General features: G+C 62.2%; 23 protein-coding genes and 1 tRNA gene. 12 read left to right on the top strand and 12 right to left on the bottom strand.

The window, feature by feature from the left end; genetic code table 11:
* Positions 1–16: 16 nt before the first annotated feature.
* The 4 genes from ccoM to C7A17_RS02510 all read right to left on the bottom strand — a co-directional run bounded on the left by ccoM (position 17) and on the right by C7A17_RS02510 (position 1,418).
* Positions 17–133 (bottom strand): cytochrome c oxidase subunit CcoM, encoded by a 117-nt coding sequence (gene ccoM / locus C7A17_RS27235; protein ID WP_017361612.1) that lies wholly within the window; start codon positions 131–133, stop codon positions 17–19.
* A gap of 199 nt (positions 134–332) precedes the next feature.
* Entirely contained in the window at positions 333–494 is a 162-nt protein-coding gene (locus C7A17_RS26890) for a hypothetical protein (RefSeq protein WP_177323694.1), read from the bottom strand.
* Positions 491–1,090 carry an alpha-ketoglutarate-dependent dioxygenase AlkB family protein gene (locus C7A17_RS02505; RefSeq protein ID WP_106736528.1) on the bottom strand — a complete coding sequence of 200 codons (600 nt, stop codon included), beginning with the start codon at positions 1,088–1,090 and terminating at the stop codon, positions 491–493. Before C7A17_RS02505 ends, C7A17_RS26890 begins: the two co-directional genes overlap by 4 nt.
* Positions 1,091–1,124: 34 nt before the next feature.
* Positions 1,125–1,418, bottom strand: coding sequence for an aspartate-semialdehyde dehydrogenase (locus tag C7A17_RS02510; RefSeq protein ID WP_106736529.1), 294 nt, complete (start codon positions 1,416–1,418; stop codon positions 1,125–1,127).
* Positions 1,419–1,579: 161 nt separating this feature from the next.
* Between C7A17_RS02510 and rapA the strand changes: the two genes are divergently transcribed.
* From rapA to C7A17_RS02535, 5 genes are all read left to right on the top strand, one after another.
* On the top strand, positions 1,580–4,423 hold the full coding sequence (rapA, locus tag C7A17_RS02515; RefSeq protein ID WP_106736530.1) for an RNA polymerase-associated protein RapA: 2,844 nt from the start codon (positions 1,580–1,582) through the stop codon (positions 4,421–4,423).
* Positions 4,424–4,577: 154 nt separating this feature from the next.
* Positions 4,578–5,450 carry a helix-turn-helix domain-containing protein gene (locus C7A17_RS02520; protein ID WP_106736531.1) on the top strand — a complete coding sequence of 291 codons (873 nt, stop codon included), beginning with the start codon at positions 4,578–4,580 and terminating at the stop codon, positions 5,448–5,450.
* 199 nt (positions 5,451–5,649) lie between these two features.
* Positions 5,650–8,280, top strand: a complete 2,631-nt coding sequence (locus C7A17_RS02525; protein ID WP_106736532.1) for a DEAD/DEAH box helicase — start codon at positions 5,650–5,652, stop codon at positions 8,278–8,280.
* A 128-nt stretch (positions 8,281–8,408) separates the two neighbouring features.
* Positions 8,409–8,819 carry a GNAT family N-acetyltransferase gene (locus C7A17_RS02530; RefSeq protein ID WP_106736533.1) on the top strand — a complete coding sequence of 137 codons (411 nt, stop codon included), beginning with the start codon at positions 8,409–8,411 and terminating at the stop codon, positions 8,817–8,819.
* 108 nt (positions 8,820–8,927) lie between these two features.
* Positions 8,928–9,974 (top strand): GGDEF domain-containing protein, encoded by a 1,047-nt coding sequence (locus tag C7A17_RS02535; protein WP_106736534.1) that lies wholly within the window; start codon positions 8,928–8,930, stop codon positions 9,972–9,974.
* A gap of 4 nt (positions 9,975–9,978) precedes the next feature.
* Here the strand turns inward: C7A17_RS02535 and C7A17_RS02540 are convergent, their stop codons facing one another.
* From C7A17_RS02540 to C7A17_RS02550, 3 genes are all read right to left on the bottom strand, one after another.
* Positions 9,979–10,305 (bottom strand): hypothetical protein, encoded by a 327-nt coding sequence (locus C7A17_RS02540; protein ID WP_106736535.1) that lies wholly within the window; start codon positions 10,303–10,305, stop codon positions 9,979–9,981.
* 142 nt (positions 10,306–10,447) lie between these two features.
* A tRNA-Thr gene (locus C7A17_RS02545) sits at positions 10,448–10,523 on the bottom strand.
* 55 nt (positions 10,524–10,578) lie between these two features.
* Entirely contained in the window at positions 10,579–11,421 is an 843-nt protein-coding gene (locus C7A17_RS02550) for a CvfB family protein (protein WP_106736536.1), read from the bottom strand.
* A gap of 240 nt (positions 11,422–11,661) precedes the next feature.
* Here C7A17_RS02550 and C7A17_RS02555 point away from each other — a divergent pair, with 240 nt between their 5' ends.
* On the top strand, positions 11,662–11,853 hold the full coding sequence (locus tag C7A17_RS02555) for a hypothetical protein (protein ID WP_003462311.1): 192 nt from the start codon (positions 11,662–11,664) through the stop codon (positions 11,851–11,853).
* A 42-nt stretch (positions 11,854–11,895) separates the two neighbouring features.
* Here C7A17_RS02555 and C7A17_RS02560 read toward each other — a convergent pair whose 3' ends face one another.
* Both C7A17_RS02560 and C7A17_RS02565 read right to left on the bottom strand, forming a co-directional pair.
* A complete protein-coding gene (locus C7A17_RS02560; RefSeq protein ID WP_106736537.1) occupies positions 11,896–13,041 on the bottom strand; it encodes a PQQ-dependent sugar dehydrogenase in 1,146 nt (381 codons plus the stop codon).
* Positions 13,042–13,124: 83 nt separating this feature from the next.
* Positions 13,125–13,850, bottom strand: coding sequence for a substrate-binding periplasmic protein (locus C7A17_RS02565; RefSeq protein ID WP_106742690.1), 726 nt, complete (start codon positions 13,848–13,850; stop codon positions 13,125–13,127).
* A 147-nt stretch (positions 13,851–13,997) separates the two neighbouring features.
* Here C7A17_RS02565 and C7A17_RS02570 point away from each other — a divergent pair, with 147 nt between their 5' ends.
* Complete coding sequence (locus C7A17_RS02570) at positions 13,998–14,975, top strand: zinc-dependent alcohol dehydrogenase family protein (RefSeq protein WP_106736538.1); 978 nt, start codon at positions 13,998–14,000, stop codon at positions 14,973–14,975.
* Between the two features lie 187 nt (positions 14,976–15,162).
* On the opposite strand, the gene C7A17_RS02575 is transcribed toward C7A17_RS02570, so the two are convergent.
* Positions 15,163–16,491, bottom strand: coding sequence for a spinster family MFS transporter (locus tag C7A17_RS02575; protein ID WP_106736539.1), 1,329 nt, complete (start codon positions 16,489–16,491; stop codon positions 15,163–15,165).
* A 275-nt stretch (positions 16,492–16,766) separates the two neighbouring features.
* Between C7A17_RS02575 and C7A17_RS02580 the strand changes: the two genes are divergently transcribed.
* Together C7A17_RS02580 and C7A17_RS02585 are read left to right on the top strand one after the other, a co-directional pair.
* A complete protein-coding gene (locus C7A17_RS02580) occupies positions 16,767–18,938 on the top strand; it encodes a hypothetical protein (protein WP_106736540.1) in 2,172 nt (723 codons plus the stop codon).
* 65 nt (positions 18,939–19,003) lie between these two features.
* Entirely contained in the window at positions 19,004–21,184 is a 2,181-nt protein-coding gene (locus C7A17_RS02585; protein ID WP_106736541.1) for a putative bifunctional diguanylate cyclase/phosphodiesterase, read from the top strand.
* Between the two features lie 103 nt (positions 21,185–21,287).
* Here the strand turns inward: C7A17_RS02585 and C7A17_RS02590 are convergent, their stop codons facing one another.
* Together C7A17_RS02590 and C7A17_RS02595 are read right to left on the bottom strand one after the other, a co-directional pair.
* Positions 21,288–22,073, bottom strand: coding sequence for a hydroxypyruvate isomerase family protein (locus C7A17_RS02590; RefSeq protein ID WP_106736542.1), 786 nt, complete (start codon positions 22,071–22,073; stop codon positions 21,288–21,290).
* Positions 22,070–22,960: an NAD(P)-dependent oxidoreductase gene (locus C7A17_RS02595; protein ID WP_106736543.1), complete on the bottom strand. Its 891-nt coding sequence runs from the start codon at positions 22,958–22,960 to the stop codon at positions 22,070–22,072. The genes C7A17_RS02590 and C7A17_RS02595 overlap by 4 nt, the downstream gene beginning before the upstream one ends.
* Before the next feature lie 207 nt (positions 22,961–23,167).
* On the opposite strand from C7A17_RS02595, the gene C7A17_RS02600 reads away from it, so the two are divergent.
* From C7A17_RS02600 to C7A17_RS02610, 3 genes are all read left to right on the top strand, one after another.
* Positions 23,168–23,869, top strand: coding sequence for a hypothetical protein (locus C7A17_RS02600; RefSeq protein WP_106736544.1), 702 nt, complete (start codon positions 23,168–23,170; stop codon positions 23,867–23,869).
* Positions 23,870–24,096: 227 nt separating this feature from the next.
* Positions 24,097–24,399 (top strand): ArsR/SmtB family transcription factor, encoded by a 303-nt coding sequence (locus C7A17_RS02605; RefSeq protein ID WP_106736545.1) that lies wholly within the window; start codon positions 24,097–24,099, stop codon positions 24,397–24,399.
* A 151-nt stretch (positions 24,400–24,550) separates the two neighbouring features.
* On the top strand, positions 24,551–25,525 hold the full coding sequence (locus C7A17_RS02610; RefSeq protein WP_106736546.1) for a zinc-dependent alcohol dehydrogenase family protein: 975 nt from the start codon (positions 24,551–24,553) through the stop codon (positions 25,523–25,525).
* Positions 25,526–25,544: the final 19 nt, after the last annotated feature.

Consider the following 25,544-nt stretch of genomic DNA (forward strand, 5'->3'; position numbering starts at 1 on the left):
CAGTGAACTGGAAGGGTTAGCTCTGCTTGCGCTTGTGAGCATCCTTCCAGATGAAATAACCAACACCCCCGAAGAACGCGACCATCAGAAGCACGGTGCCGACTCCGGCGAGAACTACTGTATCGACGAACATGGCTGTCTCCTTTTGCGCCTGTCTGTCTGGGATGGCTTCACGTTATCAGCGCTGGCGGCGGGAAAATTGATCTGGATCAATAGCCGACGAGCAGGCGCGACCCGGCCTGGGGGAATACTGACCCAGGTCAAGAAATCGAGGGGGTAGGAGGCGGGAGGCGCGGCCCAGCGGCCGCATGCAACGGGAAATGCAGAGGTGTTCAGCGTTTCTTCGGCTTGCTCTTGGACTTCTTCTTGGCCTTGCCCAGCGGCAGCACCTGCTCGAAGACCTGGCGCATCTCGTTGAGGCGCTTGTCGTTGAGATCATGGATACGCTTGTCGCGCTCGGCGGCGAAATCGATCAGCTTGTCGTCATTGCTCATAGCGGAAACCGGATCAGGCGAAAGGTCAGGTTCAGGCGCGGCGCGCAGGCTTGGCGCGTCTTCGCCACTTGATGTTGCCAATGATGCTGGGTTGGCCCGCGCATGACCAGTAGCGAAGCGTGCTCCAGCGTCAGCGAATGTTCGATGCGCGTGCTGCCGACCCGGCGCAGGTCGAAACGGCGGCTGCCGCCCAGATTGAGCGAGGCGATCAGCGGATCGCGCCCCAGCTCTGGCTCGGCATCGCTGTGCCAGCCCATGGAGTCCTGGCCGTCGCGGTAATAGTTGAGCAGCACGGCATTGAGCGGTTGCCCCACAGTCTCCGTGACCCGCTGACGAACCTCGTCGAGCAGCGGCGTCCAGGGCAGCGGCTGGTGAATCGTCCCGGAATAGCGATAGCGCGCCGCCGGGTCGCCGTACCAGGCGGTCAGCCGAGGCGTTCGGTGATAACGGCCGTGAATGAACAGCTCCGGCTGCTGCCAGGGCGTCTGCTCGACCAGCGTATGCAGCCAGTTGTCGGCGAGCGCGGGGTCGACCCAGCCGGGCAGGTAGTTCAGTTCGGCATCGGCGAGTGAGGGCAAGGGGTCGGCGAACAGCATGACGATCTACATGAACGAGAATGAAAGGAGTGTCTCAGACTTCAACATCCACCCACAGTCCTTGGCGGGGCAAGTCACCCAGAGCCTGTTCCACCTCTTCCGGCTCGGCCTCGGCCAACTGTTCAGGGGTGTAGCCACGCCGCTGGCGCCGACGCTGCTCCTCGCGCAGCAGTTCCTCGGTTTCCTGCGGGTGCCGCCTCTCCAGGCCCAGCGCACTTTCCTTGGCGCTCTCCTCGGCCGGAGTCACCGGCGGGATCTCGGGCTTGGGCTTGATCACGTCCTGCGTGGCCGTGACCGGCACCAGGCTATGGGGGATCGGTGGCAGCATGAACAGCACCTCCTTTGGTCAGGCTGTCGGCCCCGCGACACGCGACTTGAGGGCGTGCTCGCTACACTTTCGACTGACGGACGCAACGATAGTGCCACGACCGCTTTGGCCGCGGCTCGGCATCCGTTACCATAGCCGGCTTTTTCACGCGGGAGACAGGCATGGCGCAGTATCAACCGGGGCAACGCTGGATCAGTGACAGCGAAGCGGAATTGGGTCTGGGAACCATCCTCGCCGAGGACGGCCGCCTACTCACCGTGCTCTACCCGGCCACCGGCGAAACCCGCCAGTACGCCACGCGCAATGCCCCGCTGACCCGTGTGCGCTTCGCCCCGGGTGACGAAATCACCCATTTCGAGGGCTGGAAGCTCACCGTGCAGGAAGTCGAGGACGTCGACGGCCTGCTGGTCTACCACGGCCTCAATGCCCAGCATCAGCCGGTCACCATGCCGGAAACCCAGCTGTCGAACTTCATCCAGTTCCGCCTGGCCAGCGACCGCCTGTTCGCCGGCCAGATCGACCCGCTGGCCTGGTTCGCCCTGCGCTACCACAGCCTGGAACACAACAGCCGCCTGCTGCAGTCTTCGCTGTGGGGCCTGGGCGGTGCACGCGCGCAGCCGATCGCCCACCAGTTGCACATCGCCCGCGAAGTGGCCGACCGCATCGCACCACGCGTGCTGCTGGCCGACGAAGTGGGCCTGGGCAAGACCATCGAAGCCGGCCTGGTGATCCATCGCCAGCTGCTCTCCGGCCGCGCCAGCCGCGTGCTGATCCTGGTGCCGGAAAACCTGCAGCACCAGTGGCTGGTGGAAATGCGCCGCCGTTTCAACCTCGACGTGGCCCTGTTCGACGCCGAGCGCTTCATGGAAAGCGACGCCAGCAACCCCTTCGAAGACTGCCAGCTGGCGCTGGTCGCCTTGGAGTGGCTGAAGGAAGACGAAAAAGCCCAGGACGCACTGTTCGCCGCCGGATGGGATCTGCTGGTGGTCGACGAAGCCCACCACCTGGTCTGGCACCCGGAACAGGCCAGCGCCGAATACTCACTGGTCGAGCAACTGGCCGAGGTCATCCCCGGCGTGCTGCTGCTTACCGCCACCCCGGAACAGCTCGGTCAGGACAGCCACTTCGCCCGCCTACGCCTGCTCGACCCGGCGCGCTTCCATGACCTGGAAACCTTCCGCGCCGAAAGCAGCCAGTACCGCCCGGTCGCCGAAGCCGTGCAGGAGCTGCTCGACCAGGGCAAGCTCAGCGCCCAGGCCCGCGATGCCATCGGCGGCTTCCTCGGTGACGAGGGCCGCGAACTGCTCGACGCCATCGATGGCGGTGACGAAGACGCGCGTGCCCGCCTGGTGCGCGAGCTGCTCGACCGCCACGGTACCGGCCGTCTGTTGTTCCGTAACACCCGCGCCGCCGTGCAGGGTTTCCCCGAGCGCGAGCTGCACCCCTACCCGCTGCCAAGCCCGGACGAATACCTGGAGCTGCCGCTGGGCGAGCATGCCGAGCTGTACCCGGAAGTCAGTTACCAGACCCAGGAAGATATCGACGACGAGCAACGCTGGTGGCGCATCGACCCGCGCGTCGAGTGGCTGATCGATACCCTGAAGATGCTCAAGAAATTCAAGGTGCTGGTGATCTGTGCCCACGCCGAGACCGCACTGGATCTGGAAGACGCCCTGCGCGTACGTTCCGGCATCCCGGCCACGGTGTTCCACGAAGGCATGAGCATCCTCGAGCGCGACCGCGCGGCGGCCTACTTCGCCGACGAAGAATTCGGCGCACAGGTGCTGATCTGCTCGGAAATCGGCTCCGAAGGTCGCAACTTCCAATTCGCCCATCACCTGGTGCTGTTCGACCTGCCAGCGCACCCGGATCTGCTCGAACAACGCATCGGCCGTCTCGACCGTATCGGCCAGAAGCACCGCATCCAGTTGCACGTGCCGTACCTGGAAAACAGCCCGCAGGAACGCCTGTTCCAGTGGTACCACCAGGCGCTGAACGCCTTCCTTGCCACCTGCCCGACCGGCAACGCCCTGCAGCACCAGTTCGGCCCGCGCCTGCTGCCGCTGCTGGAAAACGGCGACGATGGCCAATGGCAGCAGCTGGTGGACGAAGCCACCGCCGAGCGCATCCGCCTCGAAGGCGAGCTGCACAGCGGCCGCGACCGTCTGTTGGAGCTGAACTCCGGCGGCGCCGGTGAAGGCGAAGCGCTGGTCGAAGCCATCCACGAACAGGACGACCAGTTCACCCTGCCGATCTACATGGAAGAGCTGTTCAACGCCTTCGGCATCGACAGCGAAGACCACTCCGACAACGCCCTGATCCTGCGTCCCAGCGAGAAGATGCTGGACGCCAGCTTCCCCCTGGGCGACGACGAGGCAGTGACCATCACCTACGACCGCGAGCAGGCCCTGGCCCGCGAGGACATGCAGTTCCTTACCTGGGAACACCCCATGGTGCAGGGCGGCATGGATCTGGTGCTGTCCGGCTCGATGGGCAACACCGCCGTCGCGCTGATCAAGAACAAGGCGCTCAAGCCCGGCACCGTGCTGCTGGAACTGCTCTACGTCAGCGAAGTGGTAGGCCCGCGCAAGCTGCAACTGGGCCGCTTCCTGCCACCGGCGGCGCTACGCTGCCTGTTCGACGCCAACGGCAACGACTTGGCTGCCAAGGTTGGCTTCGAGACGCTCAACGACCAGCTCGAAAGCGTACCGCGTGCCAGCGCCAACAAGTTCGTCCAGGCCCAGCGCGACGTACTGGCCAAGCAGATCAACGACGCCGAAGCCAAGGTCATGCCGCGCCATGTCGAGCGCGTGAGTGAGGCCAAGCGCCGCCTGATCGCCGAACTGGACGAAGAACTGGCGCGCCTGGTCGCCCTGCGCGCGGTCAACCCGAGCGTACGTGACAGCGAGATCGACGCCCTGCGCGAGCAGCGCGAACAGAGCCTGGCGATGTTCGACAAGGCCGCCCTGCGCCTGGAAGCGATTCGCGTGCTGGTGGCGGGGTAATCCTCTCAGCACCTCCGGTCGAGGCAGTAATCCAGTATGGCCTCGACCGGTTTGCACGCGTTGCCCGCCCTTGCGCAAAATTGCGCTTTTTTACTCGCGCAGACTGGTAACCAGGCTGCGCAGGCGTAGGATTGGCGTCATCCGGGAGAACACGATGGCGCAACTCGAACACCTGCAGGTTTTTCAAAGCATGAGCCGCTCACCCAACGCGCGGCTGCATGGTCTTGCCGAACTGGGCAGTGGTATGGCCGTGGCGCGCTGGAGCAATGCCCATGATGCGCGCGACTACCTCGCCCCCAGCCATCACACGCTGTCGTGCTACCTCAGCGGTGGCACCGGTACCTTTCGTCGCGAGCGTCCGGGTGACAAGGGGGCACCGAACAGATTGTGCATCCTGCCGGCCGAACACCAATCCGCCTGGATCATCAATGGCGAAATCCAGCTGGCCCACCTTTATATCGAGCAAGAGCGCTTTGCTCTGGGCGCGGTCGCCCTGCTCGACCGTGAGCCGCGTAGCTTGCAACTGGAAGAAGCGACCTTTCTCGAAGATGCCGAGCAAGCCGCACGCTTTCGTCAGATCTGTGCGCTGGACTGGCAAGAGCCGGGCGAGCGCCTTCTGACCAGCAGTCTGGCCCATGCCCTGCTCGATCACGCCTTGCTGACCCAGGTTGGCTTACGCCAGGGTCTGCGCCTGAAAGGCGGGCTGGCGCCGATACAGCGCAGACGTGTACGCGAATTCATCGAGCAGCACCTGGAAACGCCACTGCCGCTAAGCCAACTGGCATCACTCTGCGCCCTGTCGGAATATCACTTCGCGCGCATGTTCCAGACCAGCTTCGGCCTGCCACCGCACCGTTACGTGCTGGCCCGACGCCTGGCTCGCGCCTGCCAGTTGCTACGCCAGCCTTCCTTGTCTCTGAGCGAGGTCGCGCTGAGCTGTGGCTTTGCCAGCTCCAGTCATTTCAGCAACCGCTTCCGCCAGGCACTCGGCGCGACGCCGGGGCAGTACCGCGCGGCATTTCTGTAGGGCGGGTGCAACCCGCCAACTTCGCTGCGGCGGGTTGCACCCGCACTACTCGCCGAAGGCCTGGGCAACGCTCACGACAGCACGTCGGCAATCTCACCACGACGCCTGCTAATCGCCTCACAGCTATGCGAAAATCTGCGGCTTTGCATTGCCACGGCTAAGTCATGCGTCCACTTCTCTGCGCGATGGGGCTTCGTTGATGCCCCTGGATATTCACCAGTTACGCCAGGAAGACTGGCGTTCCGAGTTTGGCGCCGGTGACCTGCGCCGTGGCATCGCCTACGCAGAAGAAAAACGCAGCAAACTGCTCAGCCTCAAGGACAACAGCCTGCTCGCCAATTGCCGCGGCTCGGCCGGGCAGGTCTACCAGCAACGCATCACTCTGCACCCTTACGGCCGCAAATGGAGCGTGACTGGCCATTGCAACTGTCCTGTCGGTTTCAACTGCAAGCATGTGGTGGCCGCCCTGCTCACGCTGGAGGCTCAGCAGCGCGACGGCAACGATCTCTCGAGCATCATCGTGGTCAACAAGGAACTGGCAGAGACGCGCCTGGAAGGCATCGCCCCCATTGCCGTCCTCAGTCTTGGCAGCCAGGTGCGCGTGCATTTCGATGCGCGCAAGGGACGCATGCAGGAGCAGACCCAACACCGCGCCGCACTGGCCTTCGACTATGCCGGCCATAAGGTCTTCGGCAAACCCGCCAAGGATCTGGTCAAGCGCCTGGATGGCGATACCAATCTGCGCGTAATCCGTGATGCCACGGTAGAGGCCACGCTGCGCAAACGCCTTGAAGGCCTCGGCTTGCAGGTGGCGTTGCGACAAAGCGAGGCACTGCCGGCCGACGCTGGCGAGCCGTTCGAACTGGAGCGCGAACGCGACTGGCTGGATTTCGTCCAGCAGCGCTTGCCACAACTACGCGCCGAAGGCTGGCAAATCCATATGCGCCCGGACTTCCAGTACAACCTGGCTGAGGTCGACGACTGGTATGCCGAGGTCGAGGAAGATCCGCAGCAGAACTGGTTCGATCTTGAACTGGGCATCGAAGTGGAAGGCCAGCGTCTGAGCCTGCTGCCGATTCTGCTCCAAGCCATCCGACGCACGCCCTGGCTGCTGGCGCCCGAAGCGCTGGCGCAGCGCTCGGATGAAGACCGCCTGCTGGTCAATCTGCCGCACGGAGGCAAGCGCATCGCCCTGCCCTTCGCTCGCCTCAAACCGCTGCTGGCAACGCTCGGCGAGCTGTACTTTCGCGACCCCGGCGAAGATCACCTGCCGCTACGCCTAGGCCGCGCCGACGCCGCACGCCTGGCCGAACTGGCTACAGGCCCTGCCCTGAGCTGGCAGGGTGGCGATGAACTACGCGGCTTCGCCGAACGCCTGCAGCATCTTTCCGTCCGGGAAATCGGCGCACCACCAGGCTTGCGCGCCGAACTGCGCGCCTATCAACTGCAGGGCCTGAACTGGATGCAGACCCTGGCCGAATTACGCGTCGGCGGTGTACTCGCCGATGACATGGGTCTAGGCAAGACCTTGCAGACCCTGGCGCATGTCCTCTGCGAAAAACTGGCCGGGCGCCTGCAACAGCCAGCGCTGATCGTCATGCCCACCAGCCTGATTCCCAACTGGCAGGATGAAGCCGCACGCTTCACCCCGGAGTTGCGCGTGCTGGCCCTGCATGGCAGCAAACGCAAGGTACTGTTCGAGGAAATCGCTGCACACGATCTGATTCTGACCACCTATGCCCTGCTACCGCGCGACCTCAAGGCGCTCAATCAGCACCGTTATCGCCTGCTGATCCTCGATGAGGCGCAGAACATCAAGAACCCGCGCAGCAAGGCGGCCAGCGCGGCCGCGCAGGTACAGGCCGACCTGCGCTTGTGCCTGACCGGGACGCCACTGGAAAATCACCTGGGCGAGCTGTGGTCGCTGTTTCACTTCCTCATGCCTGGCTGGCTGGGCGATGCCAAGGCCTTCACTCGCGACTACCGCACCCCCATCGAGAAGCGCGGCGACAGTCAGCGACTGGCTCATCTCAATGGTCGTATCCGTCCGTTCCTGTTGCGCCGAACCAAGGAACAGGTGGCCCGCGAGCTGCCGCCGAAGACCGAGATAACTCAGTGGGTCGAGCTGACCCAGCTACAGCGTGACCGCTACGAAACCCTGCGCCTGGCCATGGATCAGAAAGTGCGCGACGAAATTGCTCGCCAGGGCCTGGCGCGTAGCCACATCGTCATCCTCGAGGCATTGTTGCGCCTGCGCCAGAGCTGCTGCGATCTGCGCCTGCTGGGGGAAGACAGCAACCCGTTGACTGCCAGTGACTCGGGCAAACTCAGCGCCTTGCTGGATATGCTCGAAGAACTGGTGGACGAAGGCCGCCGTGTGCTGCTGTTCTCCCAGTTCACCTCGATGTTGGCACTGATAGAGCAAGAGCTGCAGGCGCGCAAGATCGCCTACGCCAAACTGACCGGTAGCACCCAGGATCGGCGTACTCCGGTGCAACGCTTCCAAGCCGGCGAATTCCCGGTCTTTCTGATCAGCCTCAAGGCCGGTGGTAGCGGACTCAACCTCACCGCCGCTGACACCGTGATCCACTTCGACCCCTGGTGGAACCCGGCAGCCGAGGCTCAGGCCAGCGACCGCGCTTACCGTATCGGCCAGGACAAACCGGTGTTCGTCTACAAGCTGATCGCTCGTGGCAGCGTCGAAGAGAAGATCCAGCAACTGCAACAAGCCAAGGCAAGCCTGGCCAAGGGCGTGCTGGAAGGAGGTGGCCAGGGCCAATGGCAACTGGATGAAGCTGACCTGGCAGCGTTATTCGCGCCACTCAGTTGATATCGGAAGGCCTGCCAGATCCATATCAGCTCGCGCAGACAGGACGGTATTGCCTACCAACGGCTGAGCATGGCACACCCTATCCATGACTCTGGTTAAATAACCCACCACCCCGTTTGCGTGCGCCGATGAGCCGTATCCACTACCGCTGCCTGCTACCGTTGTTGCGGCCATTGGTCGACAAGTTCTACCGCAGCCATCGTTCGCCCATGCGCAGCCAGGCGGGCGATGAGCTGTGGGTCGCCGAGAGTGAGGGAGAAATCGTCGCCGCCCTCGGCCTGCGTGCAGTAACAGGCGGACAATGGCTTACGGGGCTGTTCGTCGCCCCCATGTGGCGGTGCCAGGGCGTTGCTGCACAGCTGCTGCGTCACAGCCTCGCAGCGCATCCAGAGCCCGTCTGGCTGTTCTGCCACCCCGATCTGCGCATCTTCTATCAACGCCTGGGCTTCGTTGACTGCCAGACGCTTCCTCCCGAACTAGCCGAACGGCTGGCCCGCTACCAGCGCAACAAGTCGCTAGTATCGCTGCGCATTAACTAGGCAGCCTGTCACCCCGGGCGTAAATACTGGCACTTTGCTCAGGAATGCCCCTTGCCATTCGCGGTCAAAGCTCTGCATGCTTGTTCCATAACAACGAAAAGAAACGCTATGGCTATCCAGACCGCTCGTTTGCTGAAGCGCCTGCGCAATGATTTCCAGCTGTCGATCATTACCCTGATGGGGCTGTTCGGCGTCATTGGCATCACTCCCTACGCCGTCTACCGCCTGCTGAACGGCAACTATCTGGTCGGTATCGCCGACACCGTCATCGTCTTATCCACACTATTCGCCGTGCTCTACGCCTGGTTTACCCGTGACACGGTCAAACCCGGTATCTACCTGGCTGCAGTCTTCTCCATCGGTGCCACGCTGATCGCCATCAACCTGGGCGTCAATGGCCTGTTCTGGATCTATCCGCTGATTCTCTTCAACTTCTTCATGGTCACGCCTGGCAAAGCGCTGCTGGCGACCTCCGTGGTGCTGGTCAGCCTGGTCAGCCACGCCCTGCTGGTGCCTGGCAGCGTGTTCGAAAGCCACTACCAGATGGTTTCGTTTCTGGTCACCTGCATGATGGCCAGCGTACTGAGTTTCATCTTCGCGTTCCGTACGCGTAACCAGCGCGACCAACTGCAGCTGCTGGCCATTCATGACCCACTCACAGGTGCCCGCAACCGCAGGGCGATGAACGAAGAACTGAAGATCGCCATGGCCAGCCATCGCCGTCACAGCGACAACTACGGACTGCTGGTAATGGATCTGGATCATTTCAAGCAGATCAATGACCGCTTCGGCCACCATGTCGGCGATCAGGTTCTGGTGGCTTTCGTCGAGCTGATCATACGTTGCTCGCGCAAGGAAGATCGCCTGTTCCGCTTCGGCGGCGAGGAGTTTCTCCTGCTATTGCCCAACACCGAAATCGACGGCCTGCGCGCTGCCGCACAAAACCTGCTGATGCGGGTCGAACAGGAGTTGAAAAGCCCAGGCGGCGCGGTCACCGTGTCCATCGGCGGCGCCGTCCTGCACAGCGGCGAGCATTGGGAAAGCTGGCTACAGCGCGCCGACGCCTGTCTCTATCGGGCCAAGAGCGAAGGACGTAACCGTGCGGTGATCGCCGGCACCCCGAGCCCCGTGGATCACACCGCCGCAAGCCATTGAACGATCAGCGACTGCGCTGCTGCTGATAACTGCCGCTACCGGGTTGGCGTTCGATGATCAGCCCACCCGGATACTCGATGCTCTGCCGAATCCCGCCGCGCGTTTCGCTGGAATGGCTGCCGTAGCTGCTTTCCTGGCGCACGCTGCCCTGCGGCAGGCGTTGCCCGCCATAGAGGTTGTACTGCTCGTAACTCGACGACCCCGAGACACTGCCACTGGCGCCCGGGCTGACATAGCTCTTGGGAATCACGCGAATCGTCTGCGGCTGATCGGCGAACGCAGCACCACACACGGATACAGCCAGGATCACCAGAATCGAACGAATGAACATGAGCACCTCCCATCGATGCCGAGGCCAGGCGATACCCGCCCGCAGCCGAAACACTATCACCACATGTGCTTCGACAGCAGCGAACAGGAATGTGCGGCCAGAAACGACAAAGGGTTGGCCGAGGCCAACCCTTTGAATCAACTGGTGCCGGAGATAGGAATCGAACCTACGACCTTCGCGTTACGAGTGCGCTGCTCTACCGACTGAGCTACACCGGCGATGACAAGCGCGCATTATGCGAGTTGCCGCGCTCGCGCTCAAGTCACTGGTGCGTCAACTATCGAGCAGTTCGATACGATCGTCGTGAATGTGAATCAGGCCCTGCTTGTAGAGGCCGCCGATGGCCTTCTTGAAGTTGCCCTTGCTGACCCTGAACTGCTCGGCGATCAACTCTGGCGGGCTCTTGTCGCCCAGCGCCAGCACGCCATTCTGCGCCCGCAGGCGCTCGATGATCTGCTCGGCCAGGCCGCTGGCAGCCTCACGCCCGATGGGCTGCAGGCTCAGGCTGATCTTGCCGTCGGCGCGCAGTTCCTTGATATAGCCCTTCTCGCGCATGCCATTGCGAATGAACTTGAACAGCTCGTTCTTGTGGATCAGCCCCCAGTGCTTGCCATCGATGATGGCCTTGAAACCAAGGTCGGTACGCTCGACCACCAGCAGGTCGACTTCCTGGCCGACCTGGTAGTTGGCCGGCACCTTGTCCAGATGGCGATCCAGGCGAGCTGTCGCGGTGAGGCGGCGGGTGTGCTTGTCCAGATAGAGGTAGATCACACAGTAATCGCCGATCTGTAGCGGGCGCTTCTCTTCGGAGTGCGGCAGCAGCAGATCCTTGGGCAGGCCCCAGTCGAAGAACAGACCGACACGGTTGATGTCCACCACCTTGAGGCTGGCGAATTCACCTAGCTGGATCTTCGGTTTCAACGTGGTGGCGATCAGCTTGTCTTCGCTGTCGAGGTAGATGAACACGTTGAGCCAGTCATCGACTTCGCTCGGCGTGTCCTTGGGGATGTAGCGCTTGGGCAGGAGTATTTCACCGTCCGCGCCACCGTCCAGGTACAGACCGAAGTCGGTGTGTTTGACCACCTGCAAAGAATTCATGCGCCCAATCAAGGCCATCGTGTTTCACCTCGCCAAAACAGCCGACCATTCTACCCGAGTTAGCGAGCTTCAGGGCTTGCTGCGTGGCGATTCGACGGCCGGTCAGCGGGTGGCGTAAGTACCTGGGAAACAAGCCATAAACGGCTGCGAAAAGCGACCTCTGGATAGGGTTCTGGTAGGCATCAGGGCGATTAACCAAGCAGGAAGGGGCCAGTTGTGGCATAATGGCCGGCCGCCCATCTGAAAGAGATCAAGGTCATGGCCACTCTGCGCGTGAAGTCCTCCTCCAGCAAAGTCAGCAAACCCGCCCCTGCCGTGGAAACCCGCGAGTCCATCGAGGCGCAGATTGCAGCCTTCCTGCAAGGTGGTGGCGAGATCCAGCAGATCGCCAAAGGTGTCAGCGGTCAAACTTACGGCGGCACTCGCCAGATCACCATCAGCAAGAAGTGATCGCCTTGGGTGCGCCATGCGCACCCGGCCCCTCCTCCCCCATTACTCGCTCGCCAACCCCAGGCGCAGCAACTGCCCTTTCGGCGCATCCGTCAGCACGTAGATATAGCCGTCCGGCCCTTGCCGCACGTCGCGCACGCGTGCGTTGAGCGACTCAAGCAAACGTTCCTCATGGACAATCTTGTCGCCATCGAGCTGCAGGCGTATCAGCGCCTGGCCCGAAAGCGCGCCAATGAACAGATTGTGCTGCCAGGCCGGGAAACGCTCGGCATCGTAGAACGCCATGCCGCTGATAGCCGGCGACTTTTCCCAGACATGATGCGGCGGCTCGGTGCCTTCGACAGTCTTGCCCTTGGCCTCGGGAATCGCCAGCATCGAGTAGTTCACCCCATGAGTCGCCAGCGGCCAGCCGTAGTTCTTGCCGGCTTCGGGAATATTGATTTCATCGCCACCACGCGGACCGTGCTCGTGCGTCCACAGGCGACCGCTCCAGGGGTTGAGCGCCGCGCCCTGCTGGTTGCGATGGCCGTATGACCAGATTTCATCGCGGGCACCATCGCGACTCAGGAACGGGTTGTCATCGGGAATGCGTCCATCAGGGAAAATACGCACCAGCTTGCCCTGCAGCTTGTCGAGATCCTGAGCGGTGGGACGATCATTGTTGTCACCCAGGGCGATGAACAGGTGGCCGTCACGGTCGAACACCAGGCGCGAACCGAAGTGCGTACCGCTCGACAGCTTGGGCTGCTGACGGAAGATCACCTCGAAATCCTCCAGCGCCGTGGCATCGGCCGACAGTTTGCCACGCCCAACAGCCGTACCCGCCGCCCCGTCACCCGCCTCGGCAAAGGACAGATAGACCAGTCGATCCGTGGCGAAATCAGGCGACAGCACCACATCGAGCAAACCACCCTGCCCCACGGCGAAGACTTCCGGTACACCGCGCAGCGGCTCGGACACTTCACCTTCGGCGCTTACCCGGCGCAACGCACCTGGCCGTTCACTGACCAGATAACCCTGCCCGTCCGGCAGAAAGGCCACGGCCCAGGGGTTGGCCAGGCCTTCGGCAACGGTGTGGACGCTCAGCGACCCCAGCTCGGTGGACTGCTGCCGGTCTTCGGCGAAGCTGTACTGACAACCGAACGAGGCGAGCAAAGCAAAGGCAGCAAGTGGCTTGAGGCGCGGCATTGTGGCATCTCCATGCGTCAGACAAGCGGCCATAGTGCAACAGCCGCCCAAAGCCAGCAGCCCTGCAAAAGTTTCCTCAGGTTTCAGTCCGTCAGGTAGCGCTGCTCGATACGCCGGTACTCGCCAGACTCACGCAAGATTCGCAGCCCCCGGTCGAAACGCTGACGCTGTTCGGCACGGCGAAAACCGACGCGGTAAGGCGTAGGCGGGAAAATCTCGAACCAGGCCAGTGGCTGGGTCACGTCAACCTGATCGGCAACCTCTCGGTCGAAATAGCGAATGATGCGCTTGTCTCCTACCACCACCTCGGAACGTCCGCTGTAGAGCAAACGGTTGCGATTGATCTGCAGGGCCTCTTCGCGATAGCGCGGGTTGCTCAGGGCCATGCGCTCGAACTCCGCCCCCAATAGCAGACGAGCACGCTGAAAAGCACTGACGGAGTATTGACCGAGATCGGAGATGCGCTCGATGCGATAGCCACGCTTGGCCAGTGACACCGCAACGTTGTGGTAGTGGATGTAGACGTCCGAATAGAAGGCCTCTACGCCACTGCGCTCATGAGTCGTGGCAATGGCATCGATCTCGCCGCGCCGCAGCATCAGATGCAGGCGCTCGATCGGCGCGTAGTAAGCAGTCAGCTCGAAACCCGCATGTTGAGCGGCACGATCCACCAGCTCGTATTCCAGTCCCCGTGGCTCGCCCTCGAATACGTATGGCGGCTTGTGCGTACCGAAGCCGACATGCAGTACCTCTGCTGCAACCGTCGTACTCAGGCACGCCACCACCAAACCCAGCCACCCTCTGAGCATCATCTATCCCGTTATCGATCCCGGCAGAGCATAGACGGCTCAAGGTGGTCATCACCAGAGTGGATGCCAACTGATTCATTCCGCTTTGCCCTATCGCAGCTAGACTGGCTCCACGCATTTTGCGCCTGCTTTCAGGAGACCAAGCCCATGCTCAAAGCCGAATACCAACACCGTGGCCCGGTGCCGCAAGACGTCATCAGCGCAGTGCCGTTGCAACTGCCGGAACCTGCCGCTGGGCAAGTCCGGGTCAAGGTACTGGCTGCACCGATCAACCCTTCCGATGTGCTGACCCTGACGGGCGCCTACGGCATGCTGCCACCACTGCCGGCCATTGGCGGCAACGAAGGTGTCGGCAAGGTCGAGGCGCTCGGTGAAGGCGTCAGCCACTTCAAGGTCGGCCAGACCGTGCTGCTGCCGGTTGGCTGTGGCACCTGGGTCACAGCCCTGAATGCTCCGGCGGACAAACTGATTCCGCTGCCGGATGCCGACCCGCTGCAACTGGCGATGCTCACCGTCAACCCGCCGACCGCCTCGTTGCTGCTCAGCGAATTCGTCGACCTCAAGCCTGGCGACTGGGTGATCCAGAACGCCGCCAACTCGGGCGTCGGCAGCTACCTGATCCAGCTGGCCAAGCTGCGCGGCTTCAAGACCATCAACGTGGTGCGCCGTGAGTCGGCTGTTGCCGCAGTAGAAGCCGAAGGTGGCGACCTGGTGCTGGTCGATGGCCCGGATCTGGCCAAACGCGTACGCGTAGCCACGGGCGGCGCCGAAGTGCGCCTGGGCATCGATGCGGTCGGCGGTGTCAGTACCGACAACCTGGCAGCCACGCTGGCCAACGGTGGCGTACTGGTGAACTACGGCATGATGAGCGGCCAGGCCTGCCAGGTATCGCCGGCCTCGTTCGTGTTCCGCGACGTGACACTGCGTGGCTTCTGGCTGGCCAAGTGGTTCCAGCAAGCCAACCAGGCGCAACAGATGAAGGTGTTCGGTGAACTGGTGCAGTTGATCGCCAGCGGCAAGCTGAAGACCCGCGTCGCGGCCACCTATGACCTGGCACATATCAAGGATGCCGTGGCGGCAGCCGCCAGCGGCGAGCGTGACGGCAAGATCCTGTTGGTGCCCTGAAGCCTCCAGCGCGTGGTGCGCCCTACTCCCGTAGGGCGCGCCCCATACCCCCGCTTCCCCCGATAGGGACGTAATGCGTAGCACCAACCCTGCTACCGCTGACTAGCGGCGTACGGCCTGCGGCGAGTACGCCCTGCGCGGGGGGACGCCGCTGCGTAGGGTGTGCCACGCACACCGTGCTCACTCTCTATGCCGGAACCGCCCCGGCCAAGCCCTCACGCATCCGTAGCGCGTCGCGCTGGAAGCAGCGCGACGCCTGCAGCAATGCCAACAGAGTCAGGAACAACGCAACCGGGATCAGCACCATCGCGTCATGCAGGCCAGCGGCCTTGAACGCCTCGCTCATCTCGCTGGCACCGGCTGCGTGCATGGCTGCCTGCGCGTAATGATCCGACAGCCAGCCCACCGCCAGCGGACCGAGGCCCCCACCCAGCAGGTATAGGCCGGCGAAGAACAGCGCCATGGCCGTGGCCCGCAGGCGCGGCTCGATCACATCCTGGATCGCCGTGTAGACGCAGGTATAGAAGTTGTAGGAGAACAGCCAGCCCAGGCTGAATACCCCGACGAACACTGCCGTATCGATTCGTCCTGCGCTTAGCGCCCAACCGGTGCAGACGCAGGCCACCAGCATGCTGAGGGCGGCGAACAGCAGCCGGCCGTTGTGCCAGCGCTGATGTACCTTGTCGGCGATCCAGCCCCCTGCCGTCAGACCGACCAGCCCGGTGAGCCCGACGATCACGCCAGTGGCCATTGCCGCATCCTGCAGGCCCAGGCCGAAGTAGCGTTGCAGCATCGGCACCATGAACGAGTTGCAGGCGTAGGCGGCGAAGTTGAACGCCAGGCCCGCCAGTACCAGCCACCAGAAGGTGCGGATTGCCAGCACCGTGCGCAGCGGCTTCTCCACTGGCGCGCTGCTGACGCGAGTGACCTCCGCCGCACCACGTGCCGGCTCGCGAATGAAGAACAGGAACAGCGCCAGAATCAGCCCCGGCACGGCGGCGATCAGAAACGGCGCGCGCCAGCTGCCGAATGCCTGAACCATGGCGCCGATGGTGAAGAACGCCAGCAACAACCCCAGCGGCAGGCCGAGCATGAAGAGGCCCATGGCCCGTGAGCGCTTGTGGGCAGGAAACAGGTCGCCGATCAGCGAGTTGGCCGCCGGTGCATAGCTGGCCTCACCGATGCCCACGCCCATGCGAATCAGCAGAAAGCTCCAGAAATTCCAGGCCATGCCGTTGAGCGCTGTCAGGCCACTCCAGGCCGCCAGGCCCCAGCCCATGATCTTGCGCCGCGCGCCGGTATCGGCCATCCGCCCGAGCGGAATGCCGGCCAGGGCATAGACGATGGTGAAAGCGGTGCCGATCAGGCCGAGCTGCAAATCGCTCAGGCTCCACTCCAGGCGTATCGGCTCGATGATGATGGCGGGAATGGTGCGATCGAAGAAGTTGAACAGGTTGGCAAGGAAAAGCAGGAACAGAATGCGCCAGGCATTCGTGGCTTGCTGATTGGGCTGCATGGCAACGTCTCTTTTTTGTTGTCCGCGTGCGGCCTACAACGGTGGCGCCTACCTTGGCAGCACCAGCCAAACGCTGGGACGGGCAATCTAGAGGCTTTGCCCGGCGTTGTCTGCGACCATTCGCTAGGTTTATGCAGATCGATGGTGACCGATGCCAATCTGCCTCATATCCGGCCGGAATAAGGCACGGTGCTTTTTTCCGTGCTAGAACCAATGGGGTTGGTCATTTTATGGCCAACAGCCAACACCCCACTGACTCGCCCGGACTGTCACCGATGAAAACTAAAAAAGACGCCGTAGCCCCCGCCAAGGAAGCCACCCTGGCCGATCTCGCCGACACCCTGCTGGCGCCACCCGCGCTGCCGGTGCACAGCGACAGCGGCGAGCAGTACCTGTACTTCACCGAACGCGACATCGAACGCATCCTCGATAACCTCGATGGCCTGCGTAACCTGGTGTTTCCTCTCGGTGAACCGCTGGACGACAGCGAGTCCAGCCGCATCCAGCAGTTTCCCTCGGTGTGCCTGATCGGTCTCGGCCGCTGCGGCTCGAACATCGCCCTGGACGTCGCCTCCCTGGTCTACAACGCGCGCCAGTTCTATCTGGAGGAGTTTCACAGCGAAGCCACCGCCGCCATCGAGCAGGCCTCGCGCCCCAGCCGCTGGATTCGCAGCAACCTGCTGCGTACGCCGAGCAAGAGCAGCAAACCGGTATTCCTGATCGAACCGCTGGTGATGCTCGGGGATCTGGACAAGGACATCGAAGGGCGCATCCGCTTTTCCCGCAAAGGAGAAACCAGCGGCTTTCTCAACGACTACAGCAAGATGAAGATCATGGATCTGTCCGAGGTGCATGCCGGCGGGGCCGGCAACGCGCCGATACTCGGTCAGTACCTGGCCAAGATCATCCTCAACAAGGACACCCAGCGTTTCACCAACGAGGACTGGAAGTTCATCCACAGCTACCTGATCGACTCCTGCGGGATCAAAGCCAACCAGTCACGCCTGTACTTCTACATCTTCAGCGCCGGTGGCGGTACTGGCTCGGGCATGGCCTCGGAGTTTGGCCTGGCGCAGCAGTTCGCCTACATGAGCAAGACCTTCGACAGCAAGGCACCGGACGACAGCGAGGGCGAGCGCGACCGGGGCTTCGTCTTCGAACCGATTTTCACTAGTGGCATCTGCATCCTGCCGAACATCTCCGACCAGCGCAGCGAGATGTCCGAAGCGCTGCACATCAATGCCGGGCGTCTGCTGTGCAAGTACCTGGCCGAGGAATGGGACTTCTCCTACAACTTCGACAACGAGCAGAGCAGCGCCGAAAGCGTGATGCGCCGCATCCGCCCATGGAACGCCATGATGCTGATCTCCAACGACATCATGCGCTACGCCGAAGAGAGCGGTGACGGCAGTATCCACAACCTCGACGTAACGGCCATGGAGCGCCATGCCAACCAGTACATCTCGCAGCAGATCTTCAACATTCTTACCGCCCAGGCAGTAACCAGCGACTACGACCAGAACTACTTCCGCCGCGCCGGCATCGACATCGGCGAAACCATCCGCCTCGACGCCAACGACCTGTTCATGAGCCTGGCCGGCCCGGTGGCCGTGGCCTATGCCGAGTCCGTGGTGCCCGAACAGCCGGCTCAGCTCTCGGAGAAATTTCGCGTGCTGGACAAGGAACAGCACCCACCGCGACTGAACATCGACGACCTGTTCTTCCGCTCCATCGACCTGCCGCACTTCAATAAGGTCACCCAGGCCATCGAAGGTATCAGCCTGCTACCGATCGAATCCAAGCGCTATCGCCAGGCGCTCGAGCAATACAAGTCCAGCGGCTACGACGCCACCCAGTTGAGCGACCTGCACTTCTTCAAGAACTGTTCCTCGGTGGTGTCCATCGTCTCGCTGCCCAAGGACTACAAGCTGTCGTACATGGATCTGAACCGGCTCAAGACCCACCTCAACAACCTCTTCCCCAACACCACGCTCAAGCGCTACGCACTGGTGATCGGCGCCTCGGCCAACCTGTCGCTGACCACCCTGATCGTCAAGAGCCCGTGCCTGTCGGACGACTTCCTGACCTTGATCGTCGCCTACATCAAGCGCTGCTTCGCCCGCGACCAGTACCGCTTTGACGACAGCCTGGACGACGCCATGCTCGATTTCATCGTCGCCGAACGCTTCAACGAGGCACAGCTCGACAGCATGCTCAACGAATACGAAGACCCGGCGAAGATCCTCGACACCAACTGGTATGCGATCAAACCGATGTACGAGAAGAAGTACCGTGAACTGATCCATGACGCTGAGAAGTTCGTCTCGATCAACGACATCCGTCTATCGCGCGAAAGCGTCAAGCAGGCGATCAAATACCTGCGCGAGATTTACCGCCATCGCATCGGCAAAACCCGGGTAATTTCGCTCAACGACTACGGGAAATAGGCGGTCTGGGGCGTGCTTGTGCTTCACTGAGTAGGGCACGCTAGCCACTGCCAAGCGGGGTGACTATGGAAGGACTTTCGATCCGCTTTCTCGCTGATCTGCCCGAGCAGGGCCAACTCCTGCTCGACTGCAGCCATGATCCCTGGCTGGTGTTGCTGTCGTACGTCATCGCCAGCGTCGGCAGTCTCAGCACACTGACCATCGCCAAGCACCTCGATCATGTACAGAGACGCAGCATGCGCCTGGCTTGGGGCCTAGTTGGTGGCTTGTGCCTGGCGGGCGCAATCTGGTCCATGCACTTCATCGGCATGCTGGCCTTCCAGGCGCCTGTCGCCATCCGTTATGACCTGGCCACCACCGTGCTGTCGTTACTGGTAGCCCTGGCTGCCGCCCTGCTCGCCTTGTACTGCATGGCCATGCCACGCCCCGGCTTGGATCGGCAGCTACTGGCCGCCGTGATCATCGGCCTGGGCATCACCGCCATGCATTACAGCGGCATGGCAGCGATCCGCTCACAGGCCCAAGCCTACTACCACGGTGGCCTGTTCACCCTGTCCATCGTCATCGCCATCAGTGCCAGCTTTGCCGCGCTGCAACTAAACCGCTACGTACGCTACGGTTCATCGCGCCGTCAGCGCTGGCTGAAATATTCCGCAGCCCTGGTGATGGGGGCAGCCATCGCCGCGATGCACTACACGGGCATGGCCGCGCTGCATCTGGTGGTGCCGGATGGCACGGCCCTGGAGTTGCGCAGCGCCGATAACAGCGTGCAACTGGTCGTGATCGTAGCCTCGATCACCCTGCTGATCCTCACCTTGAGCCTGGCCGCCGCCTGGGCCGGACGCAAGCTGGACGACAAGGAGCGCGACCTGCAGCGGGTCAACAACCTGCTGGTACAACTTGATCAGGCCAAGGCCTCGTTGGAACAGGTAGCGCACTTCGATCCGCTGACAGAGCTGCTCAACCGCCGTGGTTTCAATCGGGTATTCGCTGCCACGCTGGAGGAACATGCCGTCACCGGACGCACCCTGGCGGTGATGTTTCTCGATATCGATCACTTCAAACGCATCAACGACACCCTCGGTCACGATGCCGGTGACGAACTGCTGCGCGTCGTGGCGCAACGCATCCGCGCCGCGCTGCGTGAACGCGACATCATCGCCCGCTTCGGTGGCGATGAGTTCTGCGTGGTCGCCAGCCTCGACAGCAATGCCGACCCGCGCGCGCTGGCCAACCGAATGCTGGAACAGATGAAGGAGCCGATCAGCCTGGCCGGGCGCAAGATCGTGATGACCACCAGCGTCGGCATCAGCCTGTTCCCACAAGATGGCAGCAGCGCCGACGAACTGCTCAAGCACGCCGACCTGGCGCTCTATCAATCCAAGGGCAGCGGACGCAACGTGGTGCATTTCTTCAATCCGCACCTGAAACAGAAGGCCTCGTTCGAGCTGCAACTGGAAGAGGATCTGCGCCAGGCATTGCAGCAGGATCACGGCCTGACCCTGTTCTACCAGCCGATCATCGACCTGAGCAGCGGCGCGCTGAGCAAGCTCGAAGCTCTGGTGCGCTGGCATCATCCGCAACATGGGTTGCTCACGCCCGAGCGCTTCATCGCCGTTGCCGAAGCCAATGGTTTCATCGACCAGCTCGACAACTGGGTGCTACGCCGCGCCTGCCTCGACCTCAACAGCCTGGATCAGATGGGCTACCCAGGCCTGAAGATCGCCGTCAACTGCTCGGCCCTGAATCTGGCTAACGACCAATTACCCGGCCGCATCGAGCAGTTGCTCAACGCCACCGACTGCCCCGCTCAGTGCCTGGAGTTGGAGGTGACCGAAAGCGCGCTGCTGAGCAACATCAACCGCGCCATTGGGCTGCTGGAAAACATTCGTGCACTGGGCGTGAGCCTGTCCATCGACGACTTCGGTACTGGCTATTCGTCCCTTGCCTATCTGCGTCGCCTGCCGCTGGACACACTGAAGGTCGACCGCTCCTTCATTCAGGACATTGCCGATTCGAACCAAGATCGTGAAATCGTCCACGCCATCATCGCCATGGCCCACGCCCTGCATCTGAAGGTGGTGGCCGAAGGCGTGGAAACCGCCGAACAGTTGGCGTTCCTGCAGGAACGCGGTTGCGATCAGGTACAGGGCTATCTGTTCAGCAAACCGGTGCCACTGGAGGAGATCGTCACCCTCTTCCCGCCACATTACCGCCCGCTGGAGCGCGTGGGCACGAGGTTCTGACCTCCGTCACCGGCGCACCATCGGCACTGTAGGGTGCGCCATGCGCACCGAGCCAAATTGATACAACCGAGAACCATGCGAACCGCGGTGCGCACAGCGCACCCTACGTACGCTGCTGCCACTGCGCCAGCCAGCCGAGGCTCGCCTGCGTGCCCGCATCACCTGGTTTGTACTCGGCGCCCAGCCAACCGGCGTAACCGCTGTCACGCAGCGCACTGAGCAGGGCCGGGAACGCCAGCTCCCCCGTACCTGGCGCACCGCGCCCCGGCACATCGGCGAACTGCACATGACCGATGCGCCCGGCCAGCAAGCGCATACCCGCCGCCACATCCAGCCCCTGACGTGCCATGTGGTAGAGGTCGTACTGCGCGGCCAGGTTGGGATGATCGACAGCATGCAACAGCTCGTCCAACTGCTCAGGCGTATTGATCAGGAAACCCGGCATGTCGATAGGGTTGATCGCCTCCACCAGCACCTGAATGCCCAACAAGGCAAAGGCCTCGGCACTCTTGCGCAGGTTGGCGGTAAGGCAATCCAGTGCCTGCTCACGATTCACACCCTCAGCCAAGCGCCCCGGTAGCACATTGATGCAGGCCGGGCGCACCATGGTGGCGTAGGTCAGAGCCTCCTGCAGCGCGGCATCGAAATCCGCCTGACGTGCCGGCACGCCAGCCAGGCCAGGGCCACCGGTCATCAAGTCACCGGCAGGTACATTGATCAGCACCAGCGGCAGGCCCGTGCGTTCCAAGGTTTCTTTCAGGCTGATGGCCGGCAGCTCGTAGGGGAACTGAATCTCCACACCGTCGAAGCCGGCAATCGCAGCGGCCTGCACACGCTCGCGCAGCGGCAACTCGGTGAACAGCATGGACAGATTGGCGGCAATTCTCATGGGCATTGCTCCCGCAGCAGTTGCACCAGCGTGGCCGGATCACGCTCCAGATTGCCCTGGCTGCCGTGCAATCGCATCAGTTGCGCAGCCAAACCGCTCATCGGCGTAGCGCTGCCCTGCTCGCGCGCAAGCTTCACCGCTGTATCGAGATCCTTGAGTAGCGTGCGCACGTGCCACTTGATCGGCTCGAACTGGCTGGCGGCCATTTGCGGCGCGAGAATCTGCAACGGCTTGGAATCGGCGAAACCACCGGCCAGCGCCGGAGCGATCAAGCTCGCGTCGACATCGGCGCGCTCGGCCAGCGCCACCACCTCGGCGATCACCAACGCATTGCAGGCGACGATCATCTGGTTGCACACCTTGGTCACCTGCCCGGCGCCCACCTCGCCCATGCGCGTCAGGCGCTGCCCCAGGTGCGCGAGCACCGGACGGATACGCTCCACGTCGTCCTCACGCCCGCCGGCCATGATCGCCAGAGTGCCCGCTTCGGCCCCGGGCGTACCGCCGGAAACCGGTGCGTCCACCCAGCGCATGCCAGTGCGCGCTTCCAGCTCGGCGGCCATCTCACGCGTTGCAGCCGGCTCCAGGCTGGAGAAATCCACCAGCAGTTGTCCCGGCCGAGCCCCCTCGACGATACCGCCCACGCCAAATACCACCTCACGCACCACGTCGGTATTGGCCAGACACAACATCACCACATTGGCATCGCGGCACAGCTCGGCCGGTGTTTCCACGCGGTGCGCACCGTGTTCCAGCAGAGGCGCACATTTATCCGGGGTACGGTTCCAGATGGTCAGCGGGTAGCCGGCAGCGAGCAGGCGACAGGTCATGGGCAGGCCCATCAGGCCAATACCAGCGAAGGCGACGGCGGGCAGCGAAGCGGTCATACGAGGCTCCAGATGGCAGTGAATAAATCGATCGGCCAATACTAACCGCGCACGGCGCTTTGCCTGGAGGTTTCATCCACCAATACCACGCTCATTGAAAACACACAGGGCTTGAGCGAGCATCAATAGCTCATGGCCATCATGCGCTTAGCACTTGCGCAGTGCCTGGTCATGAATCAACAACCCTTCCCGACAACAGGATGTCGTATGCACGCCCTTAAATGCCTTCTCGTCGCCAGCCCACTGATCATTGCCGGCTGCGCCAGCCAACCTTCGCTACCGCCACCGGAATATCCAGGCATCGAGCAATCCGACAAGATCGTCATCCACGATCGACGCCCAAGCAGCGAGAGAGAGAAGGAAATTTTCAGTCTGCTGGTCACCAGCAGCGCCTACGCGATCTATCGCATGCCGGACACCGCGACCAAGCCCACAGGCTCACGGCTGCTCGCCCACCGCGCCTACGAGAAGTTTCCAGAACTGGGCACGCAGCCATCCATCAACGTCCATCACTTCGTGACCTACGCCAACCTGCAGTCACAGCTGCGCAAGAGTTCGCTGCTCGCCGGGCTGACCGGCCCGATTGGCGTGGCCATTCTGAGCCGCCAGGAACTACCTGTCGGCGAAGTCCTGACCACTCGGATCGACAGCAGCATCTTCGACAAAACCGCCGGGGACGAGGAATACACCCGCGCCTTCTTCAGCGCCGAAGAAAACCCGGAGAAATCGCCGGTGAACCTCATCTACATCGACGCGGAAATACTCGGCCAACGCGTTGCCAGCCGCTGCCTGGTGCCGCCGATCAAGGACAAGCCCCACTTGTTCCTGATCGAGGCGATGGACATGTGCATCACCAACCACCTGGCGCTGTATCGTACCGACTCCGTGAAGGGAACGGCGGCCAAGTGAACAGGCCTTGAGCCAAGCAGAAACCTGTCGCGAGGTGGGTTTCTGCTCAAAACCTCAGCGCCTCCACGGCTCGCTCCCGATGCTAGTAAATGGGCGATGACCAGCCCTCCGATGCTTGCTTGATAAGGCGCCCGCCAGAGGGCCTGCATCGATGGATGCGGGCGTATCGTTGAGCATGAATGAACCACGCATTGACATATCGGTAAATATCGATATTATCGCTCCCCATGGAACTGATCGACGTATTCAAAGCCCTCTCGAACCCTACACGCCTCAAGATCTTGAAAGGCCTGAAGGATCCCGTGAAGAACTTCCCCCCACAAGATGAAGGGGACGTTCATACGGTGGGCGTCTGCGTCAGCAGCATTCAAGAAGGTGTCGGTCTGTCGCAGTCGACGGTGTCCGATTACCTTGCGACGCTGCAACGAGTGGGCCTGGTCGAAGTCCGTCGCATCGGGCAATGGACTTACTACAAGCGCAATGAAGCAAACATCCGTGCCCTTGCCGAGCTTCTGGACAAGGAGCTGTAATTTTTTCACCCATACATATCGAAAAATCTCGATATTCCTTTTTACCGAAACGAGGGCTCACAATGAACTGAGGCCATAGAAGCTCCCTTAAATCTTCGCATCAGCATATCGGAAATTCCCTATATCCCTTTTTCCAGAAACGAGGTTTACCATGAAAGCACAGATACTGAAGTCATTTGGCGGCCCGGAATCGTTCGAACTGCGTGACGTGCCCAAGCCCGTACCGCAGGCAGGACAAGTCCTGGTTCGTGTCCACGCCACCTCCATCAACCCGCTGGATTTCCAGGTTCGCCGCGGCGATTACGCCGACTACGTGCCGCTACCAAGCATTACCGGGCATGACGTCTCCGGCGTCGTCGAAGCGGTCGGCCCCGGTGTGACGAGCTTCGTGCCAGGCGACGAGGTCTGGTACACCCCGCAAATTTTTGATGGCCCCGGTAGCTACGCCGAGTACCACGTTGCGGCCGAAAACATTGTCGGGAAGAAACCTGCCTCGCTGAGCCATCTCGAGGCTGCCACCCTGACCCTGGTTGGCGGCACGGCATGGGAAGCACTGGTGGTGCGTGCATCGCTCAGGGTGGGTGAAAGCATTCTGGTGCACGGCGGCGCGGGAGGCGTCGGTCATGTGGCGATCCAGCTGGCAAAAGCCATAGGCGCCAAGGTGTTCACCACAGTGCGCGAGGCAAACTTCGAATTCGCACGAAGCCTGGGTGCCGACGTCGTCATCGACTACGAACAAGAGGATTACGTCGACGCCATCCTGCGAGAAACCGGTGGCCAGGGCGTCGACGTGATATTCGACACGATCGGCGGCAACACCCTCTCGCGCAGCCCCGACGCCCTCGCACAACTGGGCCGCGTGGTCTCGATCGTGGATATCGCCCAGCCGCAGAACGTCATCCTGGCCTGGGGCAAGAACGCAAGTTACCACTTCGTTTTCACCCGCCAGAACCGCGGCAAGCTCGATGAGCTGAGCGCATTGATCGAGCGCGGCCAACTGCGGCCACACGTGGGCGCGGTCTTTTCGCTTGCCGACATCCCTCGCGCCCACGCGCTACTGGAAAGCCCCAACAACGGCCTGCGCGGAAAGATTGCGATTGCCGTCGATCCCTCGCTCGCCCGGTAAACGGCAACGTTCAAATACG

This window comes from Pseudomonas mendocina, assembly GCF_003008615.1.
In the GTDB taxonomy this organism is placed as follows: Bacteria; Pseudomonadota; Gammaproteobacteria; order Pseudomonadales; family Pseudomonadaceae; genus Aquipseudomonas; species Aquipseudomonas mendocina_C.

Bases quoted from the DNA above. Each gene is read 5' to 3' on its own strand.
- C7A17_RS02560 (WP_106736537.1), bottom strand. From the start codon at position 13,041: ATGCCGCGCCTCAAGCCACTTGCTGCCTTTGCTTTGCTCGCCTCGTTC.
- C7A17_RS02580 (WP_106736540.1), top strand. From the start codon at position 16,767: ATGAAAACTAAAAAAGACGCCGTAGCCCCCGCCAAGGAAGCCACCCTG.
- C7A17_RS02605 (WP_106736545.1), top strand. From the start codon at position 24,097: ATGGAACTGATCGACGTATTCAAAGCCCTCTCGAACCCTACACGCCTC.
- ccoM (WP_017361612.1), bottom strand. From the start codon at position 133: ATGTTCGTCGATACAGTAGTTCTCGCCGGAGTCGGCACCGTGCTTCTG.
- C7A17_RS02610 (WP_106736546.1), top strand. From the start codon at position 24,551: ATGAAAGCACAGATACTGAAGTCATTTGGCGGCCCGGAATCGTTCGAA.
- C7A17_RS02565 (WP_106742690.1), bottom strand. From the start codon at position 13,850: ATGCTCAGAGGGTGGCTGGGTTTGGTGGTGGCGTGCCTGAGTACGACG.
- C7A17_RS02590 (WP_106736542.1), bottom strand. From the start codon at position 22,073: ATGAGAATTGCCGCCAATCTGTCCATGCTGTTCACCGAGTTGCCGCTG.
- C7A17_RS02525 (WP_106736532.1), top strand. From the start codon at position 5,650: ATGCCCCTGGATATTCACCAGTTACGCCAGGAAGACTGGCGTTCCGAG.
- C7A17_RS02555 (WP_003462311.1), top strand. From the start codon at position 11,662: ATGGCCACTCTGCGCGTGAAGTCCTCCTCCAGCAAAGTCAGCAAACCC.
- rapA (WP_106736530.1), top strand. From the start codon at position 1,580: ATGGCGCAGTATCAACCGGGGCAACGCTGGATCAGTGACAGCGAAGCG.
- C7A17_RS02585 (WP_106736541.1), top strand. From the start codon at position 19,004: ATGGAAGGACTTTCGATCCGCTTTCTCGCTGATCTGCCCGAGCAGGGC.
- C7A17_RS02505 (WP_106736528.1), bottom strand. From the start codon at position 1,090: ATGCTGTTCGCCGACCCCTTGCCCTCACTCGCCGATGCCGAACTGAAC.
- C7A17_RS02520 (WP_106736531.1), top strand. From the start codon at position 4,578: ATGGCGCAACTCGAACACCTGCAGGTTTTTCAAAGCATGAGCCGCTCA.
- C7A17_RS02530 (WP_106736533.1), top strand. From the start codon at position 8,409: ATGAGCCGTATCCACTACCGCTGCCTGCTACCGTTGTTGCGGCCATTG.
- C7A17_RS26890 (WP_177323694.1), bottom strand. From the start codon at position 494: ATGAGCAATGACGACAAGCTGATCGATTTCGCCGCCGAGCGCGACAAG.
- C7A17_RS02595 (WP_106736543.1), bottom strand. From the start codon at position 22,960: ATGACCGCTTCGCTGCCCGCCGTCGCCTTCGCTGGTATTGGCCTGATG.
- C7A17_RS02550 (WP_106736536.1), bottom strand. From the start codon at position 11,421: ATGGCCTTGATTGGGCGCATGAATTCTTTGCAGGTGGTCAAACACACC.
- C7A17_RS02575 (WP_106736539.1), bottom strand. From the start codon at position 16,491: ATGCAGCCCAATCAGCAAGCCACGAATGCCTGGCGCATTCTGTTCCTG.
- C7A17_RS02600 (WP_106736544.1), top strand. From the start codon at position 23,168: ATGCACGCCCTTAAATGCCTTCTCGTCGCCAGCCCACTGATCATTGCC.
- C7A17_RS02570 (WP_106736538.1), top strand. From the start codon at position 13,998: ATGCTCAAAGCCGAATACCAACACCGTGGCCCGGTGCCGCAAGACGTC.
- C7A17_RS02540 (WP_106736535.1), bottom strand. From the start codon at position 10,305: ATGTTCATTCGTTCGATTCTGGTGATCCTGGCTGTATCCGTGTGTGGT.
- C7A17_RS02535 (WP_106736534.1), top strand. From the start codon at position 8,928: ATGGCTATCCAGACCGCTCGTTTGCTGAAGCGCCTGCGCAATGATTTC.
- C7A17_RS02510 (WP_106736529.1), bottom strand. From the start codon at position 1,418: ATGCTGCCACCGATCCCCCATAGCCTGGTGCCGGTCACGGCCACGCAG.